10 protein-coding genes are annotated in these 16,125 nt (G+C 65.4%); 7 read left to right on the top strand and 3 right to left on the bottom strand.

Annotation, left to right across the window (positions count from 1 at the left end; all coding sequences use genetic code 11):
* Nucleotides 1-243: 243 nt before the first annotated feature.
* From KHZ24_08135 to KHZ24_08110, 6 genes are all read left to right on the top strand, one after another.
* Complete coding sequence (locus tag KHZ24_08135; GenBank protein ID MBS5451160.1) at nucleotides 244-1,689, top strand: DNA repair protein; 1,446 nt, start codon at nucleotides 244-246, stop codon at nucleotides 1,687-1,689.
* The gene (locus KHZ24_08130; GenBank protein ID MBS5451159.1) at nucleotides 1,670-2,062 is read left to right on the top strand and encodes a hypothetical protein; all 393 of its coding nucleotides are present in this window, start codon (nucleotides 1,670-1,672) and stop codon (nucleotides 2,060-2,062) included. The genes KHZ24_08135 and KHZ24_08130 overlap by 20 nt, the downstream gene beginning before the upstream one ends.
* Before the next feature lie 144 nt (nucleotides 2,063-2,206).
* Nucleotides 2,207-3,100 carry a DUF4931 domain-containing protein gene (locus tag KHZ24_08125; protein MBS5451158.1) on the top strand — a complete coding sequence of 298 codons (894 nt, stop codon included), beginning with the start codon at nucleotides 2,207-2,209 and terminating at the stop codon, nucleotides 3,098-3,100.
* 50 nt (nucleotides 3,101-3,150) lie between these two features.
* Nucleotides 3,151-4,086 (top strand): ThiF family adenylyltransferase, encoded by a 936-nt coding sequence (locus KHZ24_08120; GenBank protein ID MBS5451157.1) that lies wholly within the window; start codon nucleotides 3,151-3,153, stop codon nucleotides 4,084-4,086.
* A 5-nt stretch (nucleotides 4,087-4,091) separates the two neighbouring features.
* On the top strand, nucleotides 4,092-4,883 hold the full coding sequence (locus KHZ24_08115) for a TatD family hydrolase (GenBank protein MBS5451156.1): 792 nt from the start codon (nucleotides 4,092-4,094) through the stop codon (nucleotides 4,881-4,883).
* A 180-nt stretch (nucleotides 4,884-5,063) separates the two neighbouring features.
* Nucleotides 5,064-7,043 carry a YgiQ family radical SAM protein gene (locus KHZ24_08110; protein MBS5451155.1) on the top strand — a complete coding sequence of 660 codons (1,980 nt, stop codon included), beginning with the start codon at nucleotides 5,064-5,066 and terminating at the stop codon, nucleotides 7,041-7,043.
* A 408-nt stretch (nucleotides 7,044-7,451) separates the two neighbouring features.
* On the opposite strand, the gene KHZ24_08105 is transcribed toward KHZ24_08110, so the two are convergent.
* A complete protein-coding gene (locus tag KHZ24_08105; protein ID MBS5451154.1) occupies nucleotides 7,452-8,858 on the bottom strand; it encodes a helix-turn-helix transcriptional regulator in 1,407 nt (468 codons plus the stop codon).
* Nucleotides 8,859-9,157: 299 nt separating this feature from the next.
* Between KHZ24_08105 and KHZ24_08100 the strand changes: the two genes are divergently transcribed.
* Nucleotides 9,158-11,125 (top strand): FAD-binding protein, encoded by a 1,968-nt coding sequence (locus tag KHZ24_08100; GenBank protein MBS5451153.1) that lies wholly within the window; start codon nucleotides 9,158-9,160, stop codon nucleotides 11,123-11,125.
* Nucleotides 11,126-11,357: 232 nt separating this feature from the next.
* Here KHZ24_08100 and fdhF read toward each other — a convergent pair whose 3' ends face one another.
* Both fdhF and KHZ24_08090 read right to left on the bottom strand, forming a co-directional pair.
* Entirely contained in the window at nucleotides 11,358-14,060 is a 2,703-nt protein-coding gene (fdhF, locus tag KHZ24_08095; GenBank protein MBS5451152.1) for a formate dehydrogenase subunit alpha, read from the bottom strand.
* A gap of 55 nt (nucleotides 14,061-14,115) precedes the next feature.
* Complete coding sequence (locus KHZ24_08090) at nucleotides 14,116-15,960, bottom strand: FAD-dependent oxidoreductase (GenBank protein ID MBS5451151.1); 1,845 nt, start codon at nucleotides 15,958-15,960, stop codon at nucleotides 14,116-14,118.
* Between the last annotated feature and the right edge of the window lie 165 nt (nucleotides 15,961-16,125).

Genomic DNA, 16,125 nt, shown 5'->3' with positions numbered 1-16,125 from the left:
TATGTCGGTTAGGACATATCTCATGTGGCAAATCATACTATCACCGCTCGTTTGTGTGTCTAGAGCATTATCTGATATTGAAAAGGGCACTTCTTGGAAAACTGAGCAAACCCTCTGTTTGCCACAGATAGAACATACGTTCTGATTTTGGTTGACATCGACGTCTCTATGGTCCAGAATCATATGCGATGCGAACAGACGTTCGTTCATGGCTAGAGGTTGGTCCCATCGGAGGGAGGCGCTATGTCCAACAAAGAGAAGACAGCACTTGAGACACAGCGCTGCTATCTCTGCATAGACCTCAAGAGTTTTTATGCCTCCGTCGAGTGCGTCGCCCGCAAGCTCGACCCGCTCAAAGCTCGCCTCGTCGTCGCCGATCCAGCGCGAGGGCGCACGACCATCTGCTTAGCCGTTTCCCCTGCCCTCAAGAAGCTCGGCGTACGAAACCGCTGCCGACTCTTCGAGATACCCGAGCATTTGTCGTGCATAGTCGCGCCGCCCCGCATGCGCACGTACATGGAACGTTCGGCTGACATATACGGCATTTACCTACGCTACGTTAGTCCCGACGATATCCATGTCTACTCCATAGACGAGTGCTTCATCGACGCCACGCCTTATCTGCGGCTCTACGATGTGCAAGACCCCCGCGAATTCGCACGCACGCTCTGCCGTGCCGTCCTACAAGAGACAGGTATCACGGCAACGGCTGGCATCGGCCCCAACCTCTTTTTAGCCAAGGTGGCACTCGACGTCACGGCCAAGCACGTGCCCGATGGCATCGGTCTGCTCGACGACGAGAGTTTCCGCGCCCAGATATGGCACCACCGGCCCATCACCGACATCTGGAACATAGGGCCAGGCATCGCACGCCGCCTCGCCAAGCACGGCATCCATGATCTGGCCGGCGTTGCCTTGACCGACCCCGTCATCATACGCAGGGAGTTCGGCGTAAACGCTGAATACCTCATCGACCACGCCTGGGGCCGAGAGGGCTGTACGATCGACCAGATTCGCTCCTATAAACCTCAGGCGCACTCCCTAACAAACGGGCAGATCCTGCCCGAGGACTATACGTTCGACGATGCGCGCATTGTGCTGTACGAGATGGTAGATGCGCTTGCACTCGAGCTCGTGGGACGTCGACTTGTCACAGACCGCATCTCGCTGTTCGTCGGATATGGAAAGCACGGTCGCGATGCCCCCGGGGAAGACCGAGACGGTCGCACCATGCCCCCAGGCTCGGGGCAGGCCGGCTGGCCTGGGCACAAGGAGGCGAACATTGACAATCGCAGAGACATAGGCGAGGAAGACTTTGTCGGAGAGCATGGGGTGCAACACGTCCACCGTTTCGGGCCGCACACCGGGGGCGATCGGCGCCTGTCACAGCGCACGAACTCATCTCGAGCGCTCGCGTCAGCCATGGAGACGCTCTATGACGAAACGACGGCGCGCGACGTCCCCATCCGACGCCTCATGATCAGCTTCTCGGGGCTTGTCGACGAACGTTTTACAACCATCGACCTCTTCACCGATGTCGATGCGCTCGATCGCGAGCGAAGTCTGAGCCACGCCATGCTGGCCATCAAAGGACGCTTTGGCGGGAATTCCCTGCTCAGGGGCGTCAGCCTTACGGAAAAAGCTACGGCTCGCGAGCGAAACATGCAGGTTGGAGGCCATCGTGCGTGATGTTGAACCCCTATCGGTCCGTGCAACGCGAGCACGCGCCGAGGCAAACAGGGCCCGGCAGTTCATCCCATTTGCGGCTCTGCGCGGCTACGAGGAGGTTATCAGCAAACAAGCTCACCCCGTTGAGACGCGCCACGTGCTGAGCGCCGACGAGGCCAGGGGGCTCTCTTGGAAAATAGAGCATCTGCACCGCGGAGAACGAGTTCGCGTAACGTACTACAGCGCAGAGGATGAAGCGTATGCATGCACTGAGGGGACACTTGGCCAGATTGACACCATATCGAAAACGATAAGCGTAGCAGACCACCGCATAGGGTTTTCAGACCTGCTCACCGTGGAGACATCCCAACAGGACGAGAAAGCGCCCTGGTGAGTCGTACAATCGTCGGGCACAAGAGCACATATACCGGCACTGCGCCAGCGTGTGTGTCCGCACCGCCACCCCGTCGGGCACGTGCCCGAAACCGAGGGCGGCTCCATGTCGGTACACCGCTTCGCTCGCTCAGGAAAGGCGCCCATGGATCACGCGGCACACACGTCTCCCTCAGCCCCGACGCGCACGGCTTCGCTTGCCTCGCGCCTGCTCGTTTTCCGCAGCGACAAGGCGCAGGGTAAGCCCGAAAACATCCGCAACGTCAACGGCTGGTGCCCATTTTGTCATCCGGAGCAGCTCACGAACGTGTTTCGCCGAGAGGGCGACCTCATCTGGCTCATGAACAAGTACCGGACGATCGAGGACACAGCGCAGACGATCATCGTGGAGTCAGCCGACCACGTGGGTGACCCTTCGAACTACACCGCCGCCGAGATGAGGCGCATCTTACGGTTTTCCATCGAGTGTTGGCATGAGATGAAGCGCAGTGGCCGTTACGAACGCGTCTTGATGTTCAAGAACTTTGGTCCGCTTTCCGGCGGCTCTCTTCGCCATCCCCACATGCAGATCGTCGGCCTGCAACGCGACGCGGGAACGGAGCGCTCCGTCGATGCCCTGCTCGACGGCGTCGAGGCGTGGGGCTCGACGAACGCCCGCGCGCTCGTGGCGACGCGGCCGTTCGTCGGACCGGCGGAGATAACGCTCGTGGCCAGAGACCAGCGCGACCCCGCCTGCCTGGACGAGCTGGCAGACCTGCTGCGCGCCTCCGTCTCCTACCTGTTGGGCATCTACCATGGCGGGCGATGCGGATCGTACAACCTGTTCTTCTTCGAAGACGAGGGGGCGTGGCGCACCGGGCACGATACAGCTTCCGCGCGGCTTGTCTGCCGCGTCGTCCCGCGCTGGCCGGTCTCGCCCTACCAGATCGGATACGCCATCACGCAGGTGAGCTCGCACGACGAGCTTGCCCGCATCGCAGCCGAGCTGCGCCCCGTCGCTCAGGGGGCCCGAGCAGAGGGCGACGTCTCACCGCGCTGATCGTGACGGGGAACGTGCCTGCTCGTCCCACGTCCAAGGAGGTCCTGCCCATGCAAGACAACCATGATGCCCCCACGCGTCCCGCAAACGACGCGAGCATCGACGCCCGCCTCGAACTGCTCTTCGGGCGGAAGGCGCTCGACAGGCTCGCCGCAGCCGTCGTCGTCGTGTTCGGCCTGGGCGGCGTGGGGTCAAGTTGTGCCGAGGCCCTCGCGCGCGGCGGCATCGGCAACCTGTACCTCGTTGATCGCGACACGGTGGAGGCCAGCAACATCAATCGGCAGGCGCTGGCGTTTCACAGCACGGTGGGCCGCCCCAAGACAGATGTCATGCGCTCCATGATCGCCGACATAAACCCGGCGGCGCGCGTCGAGGCGAGGCACGCCTACGTTTCTCGCGATAACGCGGCTGAGCTGCTCGACGATGCGCTTGCAACGTTCGGACGCATCGACTACGTGCTCGACTGTATCGACACGATGACGCAGAAGATCGCCATCGCCAAAGTCGCCCAGGGGCGTGGCCTTCGTCACCTGGCAAGCATGGGCGGTGCCCACCGACTGCACCCCGAAATGCTGCGCTTTGCTGACCTCTCGGAGACGACGGTTTGCCCCATGTGCATCGCCGTGCGCAAGGTCGCCCGGCGCGAAGGCCTCGAGCACATGAACGTGCTGTACACGCCTGAACGTCCCGTCAACGTCGCCCACTGGGAGCGCAGCGAGGATGGCTCTGTGCGCAAACCACCGCTCGGCACGGCGTCGTTCTTCCCGCCCATCATGGGGCAAATGATGGCGGGACGCGTCATCTGCGACCTCACCGGCATCGAGGACGCCGTCGCAACCCAGGAGCGCGAGCGATCTGCCAACGCCCGCGGCAGCCGGCCAAAGACGAGGCGAGCCCGCCGCCAGGCTGCCGCATCAACCGGGCAGCCCGAAGATCTCGCCTCGAGCCAACCCGAGCCCAGCGCGCCACACCCAGACGAGGCATAGACGCGATGGATGCGAGCCCCCGCCTTTTCGACATGCACTGCCACCTCGACTTTCTCCCCGATCCGCACGGGCTCGCCCTACAGGCAGCCGCCATCGGCGTCGGCGCGCTCTCGGTGACGGTCGACCCGAAAGGCTTCACGCGTATCCGCGGCACGCTCTCGGATGTCCCGGGCTTTCATGCCGGGCTCGGTGCCCATCCCTGGTGGATCGCCGACGGGCACCTCGACAACGAGGATCTCTCTCTATTCGAGAGCCTCGTCCCCGAGGCACACTACATAGGGGAAGTCGGCCTCGACTTCGCGCCACGCCGGGCAGCTTCGTTCGAAGCGCAGGTCGCCGCGCTCGAACGCATCGCATCAGCCTGCGCTCTCTCAGAGGATAAGCTGCTCTCCCTGCACGCCGTACGCTCGGCCGATGCCGTCCTCGACATCTTGGACCGCACGGGATGCCTGAAAACGTGCCGCTGCATCTTCCACTGGTTCTCGTGCTCGAGCGACGAGCTGACTCGAGCCTTGCGGGCCGGGTGCTACTTCTCCATCAACCCTCGCATGTTCGCCACGAAGCACGGTCGCGCCTACGCCCGCAGCATACCGTCCGACCGCTTGCTGCTCGAGACGGACGAGCCACCCGAGCTCAACGCTCGCCTTACGTGCGAGGACTGGCATACAGAACTCGCCGACACGCTCAACCGGCTCGCAGACCTCAGGCGTACCGGTCCCAGTCCGCGCAGCGCAGCCGATCCCGCTGCCCTTGCTGAGGCCATCGCCCAGACGAGCCGAGAGTTGCTCGATCTGTAAGGGCATCTCTGCCGCCGGCCCGCGCTGGGCATCGAAGTCTCGCGCCTGGCCCGCGTCACGAGCCCTCGACGCTCGCTTGCTATACTGGGCACCCCAGCGGCCACCGCCGCGTAGGCATCTCGTATCCAGGCACGGCTATCCAGAATCGCTAGAGCCCCACCCTCGACCATCGGAGCCCTCATGAGCCAGTTTCTCCCCATCAATCGCTCCGACATGCAACGTCGCGGCTGGGACCAGTGCGACTTCGTGTTCGTCTCGGGCGACGCCTACGTCGACCATCCCTCGTTCGGCGTCGCCATCATCACGCGCCTGCTCGAGGCTCGCGGCTTCAAGGTCGGCGTCATCGCGCAACCCGACTGGCGCGATCCGGCCAGCGTCACCGTGCTCGGCGAGCCTCGCCTGGGCTTTCTCGTGTCCGGTGGCAACATGGACTCCATGGTCAATCACTACACCGTCAACAAGAAGAAGCGCTCGACCGACGCCTACACGCCGGGAGGCCGTGCCGGCGCGCGCCCCAACCACGCCGCTGCCGTTTACGGCAACCTCATCCGCCGCACGTACAAGAAAACGCCCATCATCCTCGGCGGCATCGAAGCGAGCCTGCGCCGCCTTGCCCACTACGACTACTGGTCGGACGCGCTCAAGCGCTCCATCCTACTCGACTCCGGCGCCGACCTCATCGTCTACGGCATGGGCGAGCACGCCACCGTGCAAGTAGCGGAGGCGCTCGACGCCGGTCTGCCCATCGACCAGATCACTTACGTCCCTGGCACGGTCTACCGCACGAGCTCCCTCGACGAGGTCTACGACTACGAGCCGCTCCCTAGCTGGGACGAGCTCAACGCCGACAAACTGAATTACGCACGCAGCTTCAACGTTCAGTACCACAACATGGACCCGTTCTCGGGCAGGCGCCTCGTCGAGCCTTATCCCAACAAGGTGTGGGTCGTGCAGAACCCACCCGCCGAGCCACTCACGACGCCCGAGATGGACGAGGTCTACGCGCTCCCCTACACGCGCACGTACCATCCGAGCTACGAGCGTGACGGCGGCGTGCCCGCGCTCAAGGAGGTCAAGTTCAGCCTCGTCTCGAACCGTGGCTGCTTCGGCGAGTGCTCGTTTTGCGCGCTCACGTTTCATCAGGGACGCATCGTGCAGGTGCGTAGTCACGAGTCCATCCTAGCCGAAGCGCGTCTCCTGACCCGCGATCCCGAGTTCAAGGGCTACATCCATGACGTCGGCGGCCCCACGGCAGACTTTCGCCACCCGTCATGCGGCAAGCAGCTCACGCGCGGCGCCTGTACGAACAAGCGCTGCCTGTGGCCGCAGCCCTGCCGCGCCCTTGACGCCGACCATAGCGACTATGTGGCGCTGCTGCGCAAGCTGAGGGCGCTGCCCGGCGTCAAGAAGGTGTTCGTGCGCTCGGGCGTCCGCTTCGATTACGTGCTCGCCGACAAGAGTGATGCCTTCATAGAAGAACTGTGCCGCTACCATGTGAGTGGCCAGCTCAAGGTAGCCCCCGAGCACGTGAGCGACGATGTGCTCGCCGCCATGGGCAAGCCTTCCAACGACGTCTACCAGCGCTTCGTTGCCAAGTACCAGGAGACGAACAAGCGCTACGGGCTCGACCAGTACCTCGTGCCCTACCTCATGAGCTCGCATCCCGGCTCGACGTTGCGCGATGCCGTCAAGCTGGCAGAGGCCGTGCGAGACATGGGGTACATGCCCGAGCAGGTGCAGGACTTCTACCCGACGCCGTCGACCATGAGCACGTGCATGTACTATACCGGCGTCGACCCCCGCACGATGGAGCCGATCTACACGCCGAAGAGCTCCCACGAGAAGGCGCTGCAGCGCGCGCTCATCCAGTACCGCGACCCCGCGAACTACGACCTCGTGCGCGAGGCCCTCGAGAAGGCAGGGCGCGCCGACCTCATCGGCTTCGAGAAGCGCTGCCTCATCCGGCCGAATAAGCCAAGGGCGGGTTCGGGGACACAGCCCAGTCAAGGGCGCAGCTCGAGGGGCGCTAAGAGCGAACGAGGAACCAGCTGCCCCGATACCACCAAGCCCAGGCAGTCTCACAGGCCCGGCAAGGGCGCGTCGCCGGCAGGGCCCTCCACGTCCCGTCGCAAGCAATCCCGCTGGAGCGGTTCGCGGTAACGCGGGGCAGGCATCGCGCGCCGGCCAGGGAGTTTTTCGTACCGCAATCGGTATCTCCTCGGTTAGCCCGGGGCGTCTGCACCGTTTGGGCCTCAAGTGCACGCTTTTTCGGCCAAGCATGCGCAAGACGCCCATCGAGTGCAGGTTTCTTGGGACGAAGCGCTGGGCCGACTTCCGTGTCCGCACGGCGACTCCGAAGCGCGGGCTCTCTACCTGCGAGTTTGTGGTCGGCTCCTGGTCAGGAAGCCGCTCCGGCCAGAAGCCGACCCGGACCAGGCTGGAAGAAACCTGCACTCGACGGTCGTCTTGCGCAGCTGCTCGCGAAGAAACCTACACTCGAGGGCATTTTTGAGCAGCCGCCCGCAAAAAGCTCCCCTCGAAAGCGCCCGGCAGCGCTCGGCCTCGCGATCAGGACACCTCGGCGCGAGAGACCTCCGCATCGATAAAAGCAAGCAAGTCATCCTTGCGATGGACATCGAGCTTCTGGTAAATGTGCGCGATGTGTGCCTTGGCCGTGCCGTCGGACACGCCGAGCGCCTCGCGGATGTACGCGCGCGTATACCCTTCCGCCAGCATGCCCATGACCTCGCGCTCGCGGGCCGACAGAGCGTACTCCCCCGCAAGCTTGTCGTAGACGCTCTCAACCTGCTCGCGGCGCGTCTGGGCCAGTTCGGCGCGCAGCTGGTCCTCCGTGCGCTCCCCCACAAGGCACCCCACGACGTAGGCCGCGCCCAATATGAGCACGCAGGCCGAGCCGAACACGACGGCTTCGAGTACCTCGCGACTCGCCAGCAACGCCGTCAGGTCAACGAGCCGGAACAGGGAGATGCCCGCCACCATGGCAAGCGACAGCGTGAGCTTCTCCATGAGGCAGAGCGCCAGCTCCCCCATGCCGTAGCGCTCTTTGAGGTCCGAGAGCTGAAACGCCGAGAACTCCGCCCACGCCAGCCACACAAGGCCGACAACGCACTCCGCCGCAGTCCGTAAGCCGCCCTCAAAAAACGGCAGGTACGTGACGCCCATCGTCAGAAACAGCAGCGTCGGCAGCGCAAAGTAGAGTCGTTCGGCCGCACGGGCATACGCTCCGATCGCCATCAATACCACGGCGATCCCCAGCCCCGTAAGCAGCGGCGAGGCGTCTGCCACGTCCAAGTGCAACGGAGCCTCGATCGCAAAGCCCATGACGATGCCAAATGCCAGGCGCGACAGCAAGAACGATAGGAGCGGCCCGCGAGCCCGCGGCTCGGGGCGCCTCCGATGATTGCGAAAGCGCACCCGCCCACTCAACAGCACAAGAGACGACGCCATCATGAGAGCCCGCGTCGAAGTACTCGTAGACACAACCGGATCTAGCGCAAGCACACCCAGAATGAATAGCGTCGCGATAAGCATCGTGATGGTAACGTTCACGCCCGCGCTGCGTTTGTCCATGGAAGCGAACGCGAAGCCCCAGAGGACCATAAGCACGGCGACCGTCAACATGTGGAGCAGGGGCCGCACAATCTGAAGCGCCGGCGCGGCACTCGTCTCACCCACAACCCCGGGGCTGAGCAGGCAGATGGCAAGCGATGCCGCTAGAGACGCACAGAAGAGTCCGCGTCTGCCCCTCTCCGTCGAAAGCAAGCGTGGCGCAAGAAAACCAACGCCAACATACGCGGCGAGCAGCAGATATTTCGCGATGCCGTCAGCAAGCAATCCTGCGGAAGAAGACGACACAGGGAGCAGGAACTGCACGACAATGGCCGCCCAGTACAGCGAAGCACCCGCAACAAGCCACGGCTCGACCCCTTCGACGCGCTTCACCCATATCCCCATACGTGCCGTCCCCTCGTCACGCGACCCGCTCTCGTCCCTCAACGAGCGCGATATCAGCCGACCTATCTTAGGTAAAACCGCAGGTGGCCTGTCTATAAGTCTTTTGGGTGATCCCCCATGCGGCGCCTATTGTCCCACGAATAAGTCTGTCGGGCGATACCCCTCCAGCCTCTCCCGGTGCACACTCAAAAGCGTCCGACGGCCCGTCCGCCCGGCGACGCACAAGGCCTGCATCGCAGCCCCAGACGCCGCCGCGGCCGAGCCCATCCGCTCGGTACCATCAACCGAAGGGAACCACCATGAGCGAGACGTTTGACCTGAACCGCCGCAGCTTCGTGAAGGGCGCCGCCTGCATGGGCCTCGCCGGCCTGGGCGCCACTGCGCTCGCCAGCACGACGGCCCGCGCCGCCGAGGCTGCGTCGTTCACGTTTGCTGACACCATCGCTTGGAACGCCGAATACGACGTCGTCGTCGTGGGCTTCGGCGGCGCGGGTGGCGTCGCCTCCGTCTACGCGGCCGACGCCGGCGCCAAGGTTCTTCTCTGCGACGTCGCCCCCGAGGGCAGCGAGGGCGGCAACACCCGCTTTGCCGCGCAGATGTGCGTAAGCGGTGCCGACCCCGACAAGCTGTTCCGCTACTACAAGGAGGGCCTCGCCTGGCACTTCGACATCGATGACGCCACGCTGCGCGCGTACACCGACGGCCTGTGCGACATGGAAAACCTCATGAAGTACCTCGGCGCCGAGGAGCCCGTTGTCCGCTATCCCAGCGGCACGATCGTGACACCCGAGTACCCCGAGTACAACGAGATCGGTGGCGACACGACGTGCGAGTGGTTCGTGCATGACGCCGGCTTCGATAGCGCCTTGTGGAAGACCATTCACGCCGCAGTCGAGGCCCGCGCCGACAACATCGACGTTTGGCTCGAGTCCCCGGCCCTGCACATGATCCAGGATCCTCAGACGAAGACCGTCGTGGGCGTCGAGATCGAGCGCGAGGGCGCATCGGTGCTCGTGCGCGCCAAGAACGGCGTCGTGCTCGCCTGCGGCGGCTTCGAGAACAACCAGCAGATGATCCAGGACTACATCGGCGCCGCCCGCCTGACGCCGTTCGGCACGACGTACAACAACGGCGACGGCATCAAGTTCGGCCGTGAGGTCGGCGCCGACATGTGGCACATGGAGGCGTACGAGTCCATCGGCATTCTCGCCGGCAACGCCTGGGCCACCGACCACGGCCGCCTCGCCTTCGAGAAGGACCCCACGAAGCCGCAGAACCCGCTGTCGCTCACAAGCGGCGACTACGGCACGGGCAGCATCATCCTCGTAGGTGACGACGGTAGCCGATTCATCAACGAAAATGCTGTCAACCGCCACGGTCACGTGTACAGCTGCGGCGTGTGGCGTATGCCCGTCGCCAACTGGGCCCCGCACATCATCTTCGACAAGGCCCAGTACGACGTCCTCGACGCCGACGGCTATCTGACCGAGGAGCGCGTCGCCAAGCTCATCACTGCGGAGACGCCCGAGGAGCTCGCCGAGAAGATCGGTGCCAATCCCGAGATCCTCGCCCGCACGATCGCCGACTGGAACTTCTACGCGGAAAATGGCCGCGACTACCAGTTCAACCGTAACCCGGAAAGCATGCGCGCCTTTGACGGCGGCACATACTACGCGGCGGAGTTCCGCCCCGGCGTGCTCAACACGCAGGGTGGCCCGCGTCGCAACGAGAACGCCGAGGTCCTCGGCATCGATGGCACGCCGATCCCCCACCTCTACAGCGCCGGCGAGCTCGGAGGCATCTGCGCCTTCCAGTACAACTCCGGCGGCAACCTCGGCGAGTGCATGGTGTTCGGCAAGATCGCCGGCACAAACGCCGCCGCCGAGAAGGATCCCCTGCCCGCCGTCGAGATGCCCGCGGCCGTCGAGACGGACATCACCATCAACCCCGGCGACGCCAACGACATGGGCTCGTCCTACGACATCTCCGGTTTCGAGGCCGGCGAGAACCAGTACATCGGCCTGAGCAAGGACGGCATCGGTGGCCGCGTCGTCGTGCGCGTCACGTACAAGGACGGCACGATCGAGGGCGTTGAGGTGCTCGATCAGAACGAGACGCCCGAGTTCGGTGGCGCGGCGTTCGTCACATTGACCGACGAGGTCGTTGCGGCCAACTCCGCCGACGTCGACATGGTGAGCAGCGCCACGATCTCGAGCGTCGCCTTCCTGGGCGCCGTGCGTGACGCGCTTGCCAAAGCGCAGGCGTAACGCAGCAAGGTCGTAAGGCACTAAAGAAGGCCCGCTCGCCCCTCGTGTGCGAGCGGGCCTTCTGTCTATCGCGGCAGGCCAAACCACCCAACCGGCGCGCCGACGGCAGGAATACTCAGCCATTATGTGCAAGAACTCAGAGGCTGGCCGTCCCAAACGAGGGCGGGCGCCACCCCACATGGAGGCAGCACCCGCCCTGCTCGTACTCGTCCCTATGGAACCGCCGCCCTGCCTACGCCTTCTCGACGGCGACGGCGCAGACCTTGTACTCGGGGACCTTCGCCACCGGGTCGAGCGCCGCGTTCGTCAGCCAGTTGCAGTTGCCGTCCTGGAAGTGCAGCGGCATCCACGTCTCGCCCGGTGACGTCTTGCCTGACACGCGCGCCGTGCTCTCGATGGCGCCGCGGCGCGAGCGGACGCGCACGCGATCGCCATCGGCCACGCCCAGGCGCTCGGCATCCGCCGTGTTGATCTCGATGAACGAGCTTCCCTCGATCTGGTCGATTCCCGCCGTGCGGCCCGTCATCGCGCAGGCGTTGTACTGGCTCAGCACGCGACCCGTCGTCAGCATGAGCGGGTACTCCTCGTCGGGCAGCTCGGCCGACGGGCGATACGGCGCCGGCATGTAGAGCGCCTCGCCGCGCGTGAACTTCCCCACGTGCAGGATCGGCGTGCCGGGATGCTCGGGGCCCGTGCACGGCCACTGCAGGCCGCGTCCCTCGTTGCCCCAGTCGTCGAGGCGGGCGTGCGACATACCACCGTAGCTCGGCGTCAGCGACGCGATCTCGTCCATGAGCTGCGCGCCCGTCAGCACGGGCTGCTCGTAGCCCATGCGGTTCATGAGCTCCGTGAAGATGTCCGTGTCCAGACGCGTCCCCTCAGGACCGTCCACAGCCTTGCGCACGCGCTGCACGCGGCGCTCCGTGTTCGTGAACGTGCCCTCCTTCTCCGCAAACGCCCGGCCCGGCAGCACGACGTCGGCGAACTTGGCCGTCTCCGTGAGGAACAGGTCGTCCACGACAAGGAAGTCAAGCGACTCGAGCGCCCGCTGCACGTGGTGCGTGTCGGGGTCGGTGCGCATCGGGTCCTCGCCAAAGATGAACAGGCCCTTGATACGCCCGTCGATCATGGCCGGGAACGCCTCGGTAGCCTTGAGCCCCTCGTGCGACGGCAGGCCCACACCCCACGCGGCCTCGAACTTCGCGCGCGCCTCGGGGTTCTCGACCTTTTGGTACGCCGTGAAGTCCATCGGCGAGGCGCCCATGTCACAGGCGCCCTGCACGTTGTTCTGGCCACGCACCGGGTTGACGCCACAGCCGGGACGGCCGAGCTTGCCGGTGACAAGCGCCATGTTCGCCAGCGACATGACGCCATCGGTGCCGGTGGAGTGCTCCGTCACGCCGAGGCAGTACAGAATCGGCGCGCGCTTGGCCTGCCCGTAGAGCAGGGCGGCGTGGATGAGGTCGTCCTTGTCGATGTGGCAGATCTCCGCGACGCGCTCGGGTGTGTAGTCCGCCGTGAGCGCGACGAGCCGCTCGAAGCCCTGTGCGTCCGTGCGCGCCTCCACGAACTCGCGGTCAACGAGGCCACGCTCGATGAGGATGTGCACGACGCCGTTGGCGAAGGCGACGTTCGTGCCCGGCCGCAGCTTGAGGTGCACGTCGGCACGCGAGGTCAGCGCGATGTCGCGCGGGTCGACGACGATGAGCTTCGTGCCTGCCTCGACGCCTTTGCGGATCTGCATGCCGAGCACGGGGTGCGCGGACTCGGGGTTCGTGCCGACGAGCATGATGACGTCGGAATCCTGCGTGATGTCGTCGATGGCGTTCGTCATCGCGCCCGAGCCAAAGAGGGTCGCCAGACCGGCGACTGTCGGGCTGTGTCAAACACGTGCGCAGTTGTCGACGTTGTTCGTCTCGAATGCGCACCTCACCATCTTCTGGAACAGGTAGACGTCCTCGTTTGTCGAGCGCGAGCACGCAAAGCCGGCGAGAGCGTCGGCGCCGTACGTCTCCTTGACGCGCGACAGGCCGGCGACGACGGCGTCCATGGCCTCGTCCCAGCTGCACGGCTCCAGCTCGCCGGTCTGCTTGTTGCGCAGCAGCGGCGTGCGCAGGCGGTCGGTAGCGCTCAGGAAGTCGAAGCTCGCCGAGCGGCCCTTGACGCACAGCATCGTCTTGTTGGACGCACCGTCGGCACCGCGGGCATCGACGACCTTGTCACCCTGGACGACGAGGTCAATCTGGCAGCCCACGGCGCAGTGCGGGCACGTCGTGCGCACGGTGCGCGTCGGCTCGGGCGCCCACATGTACGTGCGGACGCGCTTCTCGACAAGGGCCCCCGTCGGGCAGGCCTGCGCGCAGTTGCCGCAACTCTCGCACTCCGTGGTCTTCCAGTCGGGACCGAACGGAGCCTCGATCGTCGTGCGGGTGCCGCGCTTGCCGGTGTGCAGCGAGTGGTTATGTGCCAGGTTGTTGCACGCAGCGACGCAGCGCTGGCACGCGATGCACATGTTGGGGTTGTACGACAGGAACGGGTTGTCCTCGACGAGCGGCTTGAACGAGCGCTCGACCTGGAACGACGTCTTGTCGAGCCCGACGATCTGGCAGACGGCGCTCAGCTCTCCGGCCGGCAGGCTCGACGGGTCGGCACCCAGGTTGGAGACGATGAGGTCAAGCGCCATGCGGCGGGCGGCCTGGACGCGCTCAGTGTTCGTGCGCACGACCATGCCCTCGAACACCGGCGTGTTGCAGGCGGCGGCGAGCTGGGTACGCCCCTCGACCTCGACGACGCACACGCGGCATGAGCCGATAGCGTTGGCGTTCTTGAGGTAGCACAGCGTGGGGATGGGGATGGGCACCGACCGTGCGGCCTGCAGGATCGTCGTGCCCTCGCACACCTCTACCGGCGTGCCGTCGATCGTCAGGTGCACCAGGGGCGCCTCCGCCGGCACGTGGTTGGGTGCCGGCGCAGCGTAGACGGGCTTGCTGTTAGACATACTGGGTCCTCCCTCCCACGAGCACGCCGCAGCCGTAGTGGTCGCAGCGCAGGCAGCGGCCGCACTCCTGGGCCGCCTCCTCCGGGGTCATCTCGCACTCGACGGCCGCGAAGTCATGCTTGCGCTCACGCACGGGGCGCTCGGCGACGTTGACGCGGCCCGTGGGCGTCGGGTCATTGGGGCGCGGCTCGGGAACGGTGACGCCGCAGTTGAGCTTGTGGTGGTAGCCCAGGTACTCGTCGATGTTGCGCGCGGCGACCTTGCCAGCCCCAATGGCCATGATGGCGCTGCCCGGCCCGCTCTGACAGTCGCCGCCCACGAAGACGTTCTCGAAGCCCGGCGCGTGCAGCTCGGCGTCGGCGCGGAACAGGCCGCGGTCGGCCTGCATGCCAAACTCCTCGAACGGGCCGCTCACGACGTCCTGGCCCACGGCGATGAGCACGACGTCGGCCTCGACGCGCTGCTGAGGCTTGCTGGCGTCCAGCGGTGCAGGACGTCCGCGCTTGACGGGGCCGATCATCTGCGGCTGCACGATAACGGCGGCGCAGTGGCCGTCGGCGTCCTTCTCGATGGCTGCCGGGGCAGCGAGCGTCATCATCTCGACGCCCTCGGCGATGGCGGCCTCGACCTCCTCGGGCAGGGCCGTCATGTCCTCGAGGCGACGGCGGTAGATGCACGTCACCTCGTCGGCACCGGCGCGCACGGCCGTGCGGCAGCAGTCCATGGCGACGTTGCCGCCGCCGATGATGGCAACCTTCTTGCCGGTGAAGTCGGGATAGCGGTCGTAGCCGATCTCGCGCAGCATCTCGACGGCCGGCACGACGCCCTCCGCGTCGACGCCCTCGAGGCGCAGCGGCTTGCCAGTGTGTGCGCCGATAGCGACGAACGCCGCATCGTAATCGCGCGCGATCTCGGCCATCTTGGCGGCGTCGACGGTGACACCCGTGTGCACCTCGATGTTGCCGACGGACAGGATGCCGTTGACGTCCTCGTCGAGGCGCTCGCGCGGAAAACGGTAGGCGGGGATGCCGTAGCGCAGCATGCCACCGAGCTGGTCCTGGGCCTCGAACACGTCGACGCGATGGCCCATGAGCGCGAGGAAGTAGGCGCACGTCAGGCCCGCGCAGCCCGCTCCCACGACGGCGATGCGGCGCCCGGTGTCGGGCAGGCGTGGCGGCGTGGCCACCTTGTCAGCCGGCGTCTGGTCGACGGCGAACTTCTTGATGCCGCGGATGTTGATGGGCGCGTCGATGAGACGACGACGGCAGCGCGTCTCGCAGGGGTGCTCGCACACGAGGGCACACGCCGTGGGGAAGGGGTTGTCCTTGCGCACCATGTTGACGGCGCCGGCGTAGTCGCCCTCGCGCACCAGGGCGATGTAGCCGGGCGCGTTGACGTGAGCGGGGCACATGGCCTCGCACGGAACCTGCTGGGCAACGTCCTCGCGGCAGTGGTGCGCCTGCACGTGGCTGGCATACTCGTCGGCAAACGTGTCGAGCCCCTCGAGGAACGCGCGGCCGGCCTCGTAGCCGATGGCACAGTCCGAGGCGTCGCGAATCCACGTAGCGAGCGAGCGCACCTGCTCGAGCGTGGCATCCGTGGCGTCGGCCTCGCAGGCGACGATCCTCTCGAGCAGCTTGGCGAGCTGCGGCAGGCCGTCGCGGCACGGAATGCACTTGCCACACGTCTGGGCGGCGCTGGCCTGCACCATCGAGAGCTGTAGCGCCACAGGGCACATGCCCGTCGGCGTCGTGGAGACGCGTCGCACGAACTCGTCGAGCACGCCACCTATCTTCGTGTCGGTGGTAACCCGGGGGACCACCCTGAGTTTACTCATACCTCTCCCCTCCCGCGCGCCCGGCCTTTTGGCTGGCACACGGTACCTCTTAACAGGAATCAATATCGCTAATTGACTCCTACTGTACCTGAGTGTCTCATGGAACGGATACGTGCAGCATACCCCATGGCATCCCCACACAAGAGTGCCGACAGCGTCACGACA

The organism is Coriobacteriia bacterium (assembly GCA_018368455.1).
Lineage (GTDB): Bacteria > Actinomycetota > Coriobacteriia > Coriobacteriales > UMGS124 > JAGZEG01.
Note: the sequence above shows the minus strand (reverse complement) of the source record. Positions and strands in the feature narration are given on the sequence as shown.

Excerpts from the sequence above, each read along its gene's own strand:
- KHZ24_08135 (MBS5451160.1), top strand. The coding sequence starts at position 244 with ATGTCCAACAAAGAGAAGACAGCACTTGAGACACAGCGCTGCTATCTC.
- KHZ24_08125 (MBS5451158.1), top strand. The coding sequence starts at position 2,207 with ATGGATCACGCGGCACACACGTCTCCCTCAGCCCCGACGCGCACGGCT.
- KHZ24_08120 (MBS5451157.1), top strand. The coding sequence starts at position 3,151 with ATGCAAGACAACCATGATGCCCCCACGCGTCCCGCAAACGACGCGAGC.
- KHZ24_08115 (MBS5451156.1), top strand. The coding sequence starts at position 4,092 with ATGGATGCGAGCCCCCGCCTTTTCGACATGCACTGCCACCTCGACTTT.
- KHZ24_08110 (MBS5451155.1), top strand. The coding sequence starts at position 5,064 with ATGAGCCAGTTTCTCCCCATCAATCGCTCCGACATGCAACGTCGCGGC.
- KHZ24_08105 (MBS5451154.1), bottom strand. The coding sequence starts at position 8,858 with ATGGGGATATGGGTGAAGCGCGTCGAAGGGGTCGAGCCGTGGCTTGTT.
- KHZ24_08100 (MBS5451153.1), top strand. The coding sequence starts at position 9,158 with ATGAGCGAGACGTTTGACCTGAACCGCCGCAGCTTCGTGAAGGGCGCC.
- KHZ24_08090 (MBS5451151.1), bottom strand. The coding sequence starts at position 15,960 with ATGAGTAAACTCAGGGTGGTCCCCCGGGTTACCACCGACACGAAGATA.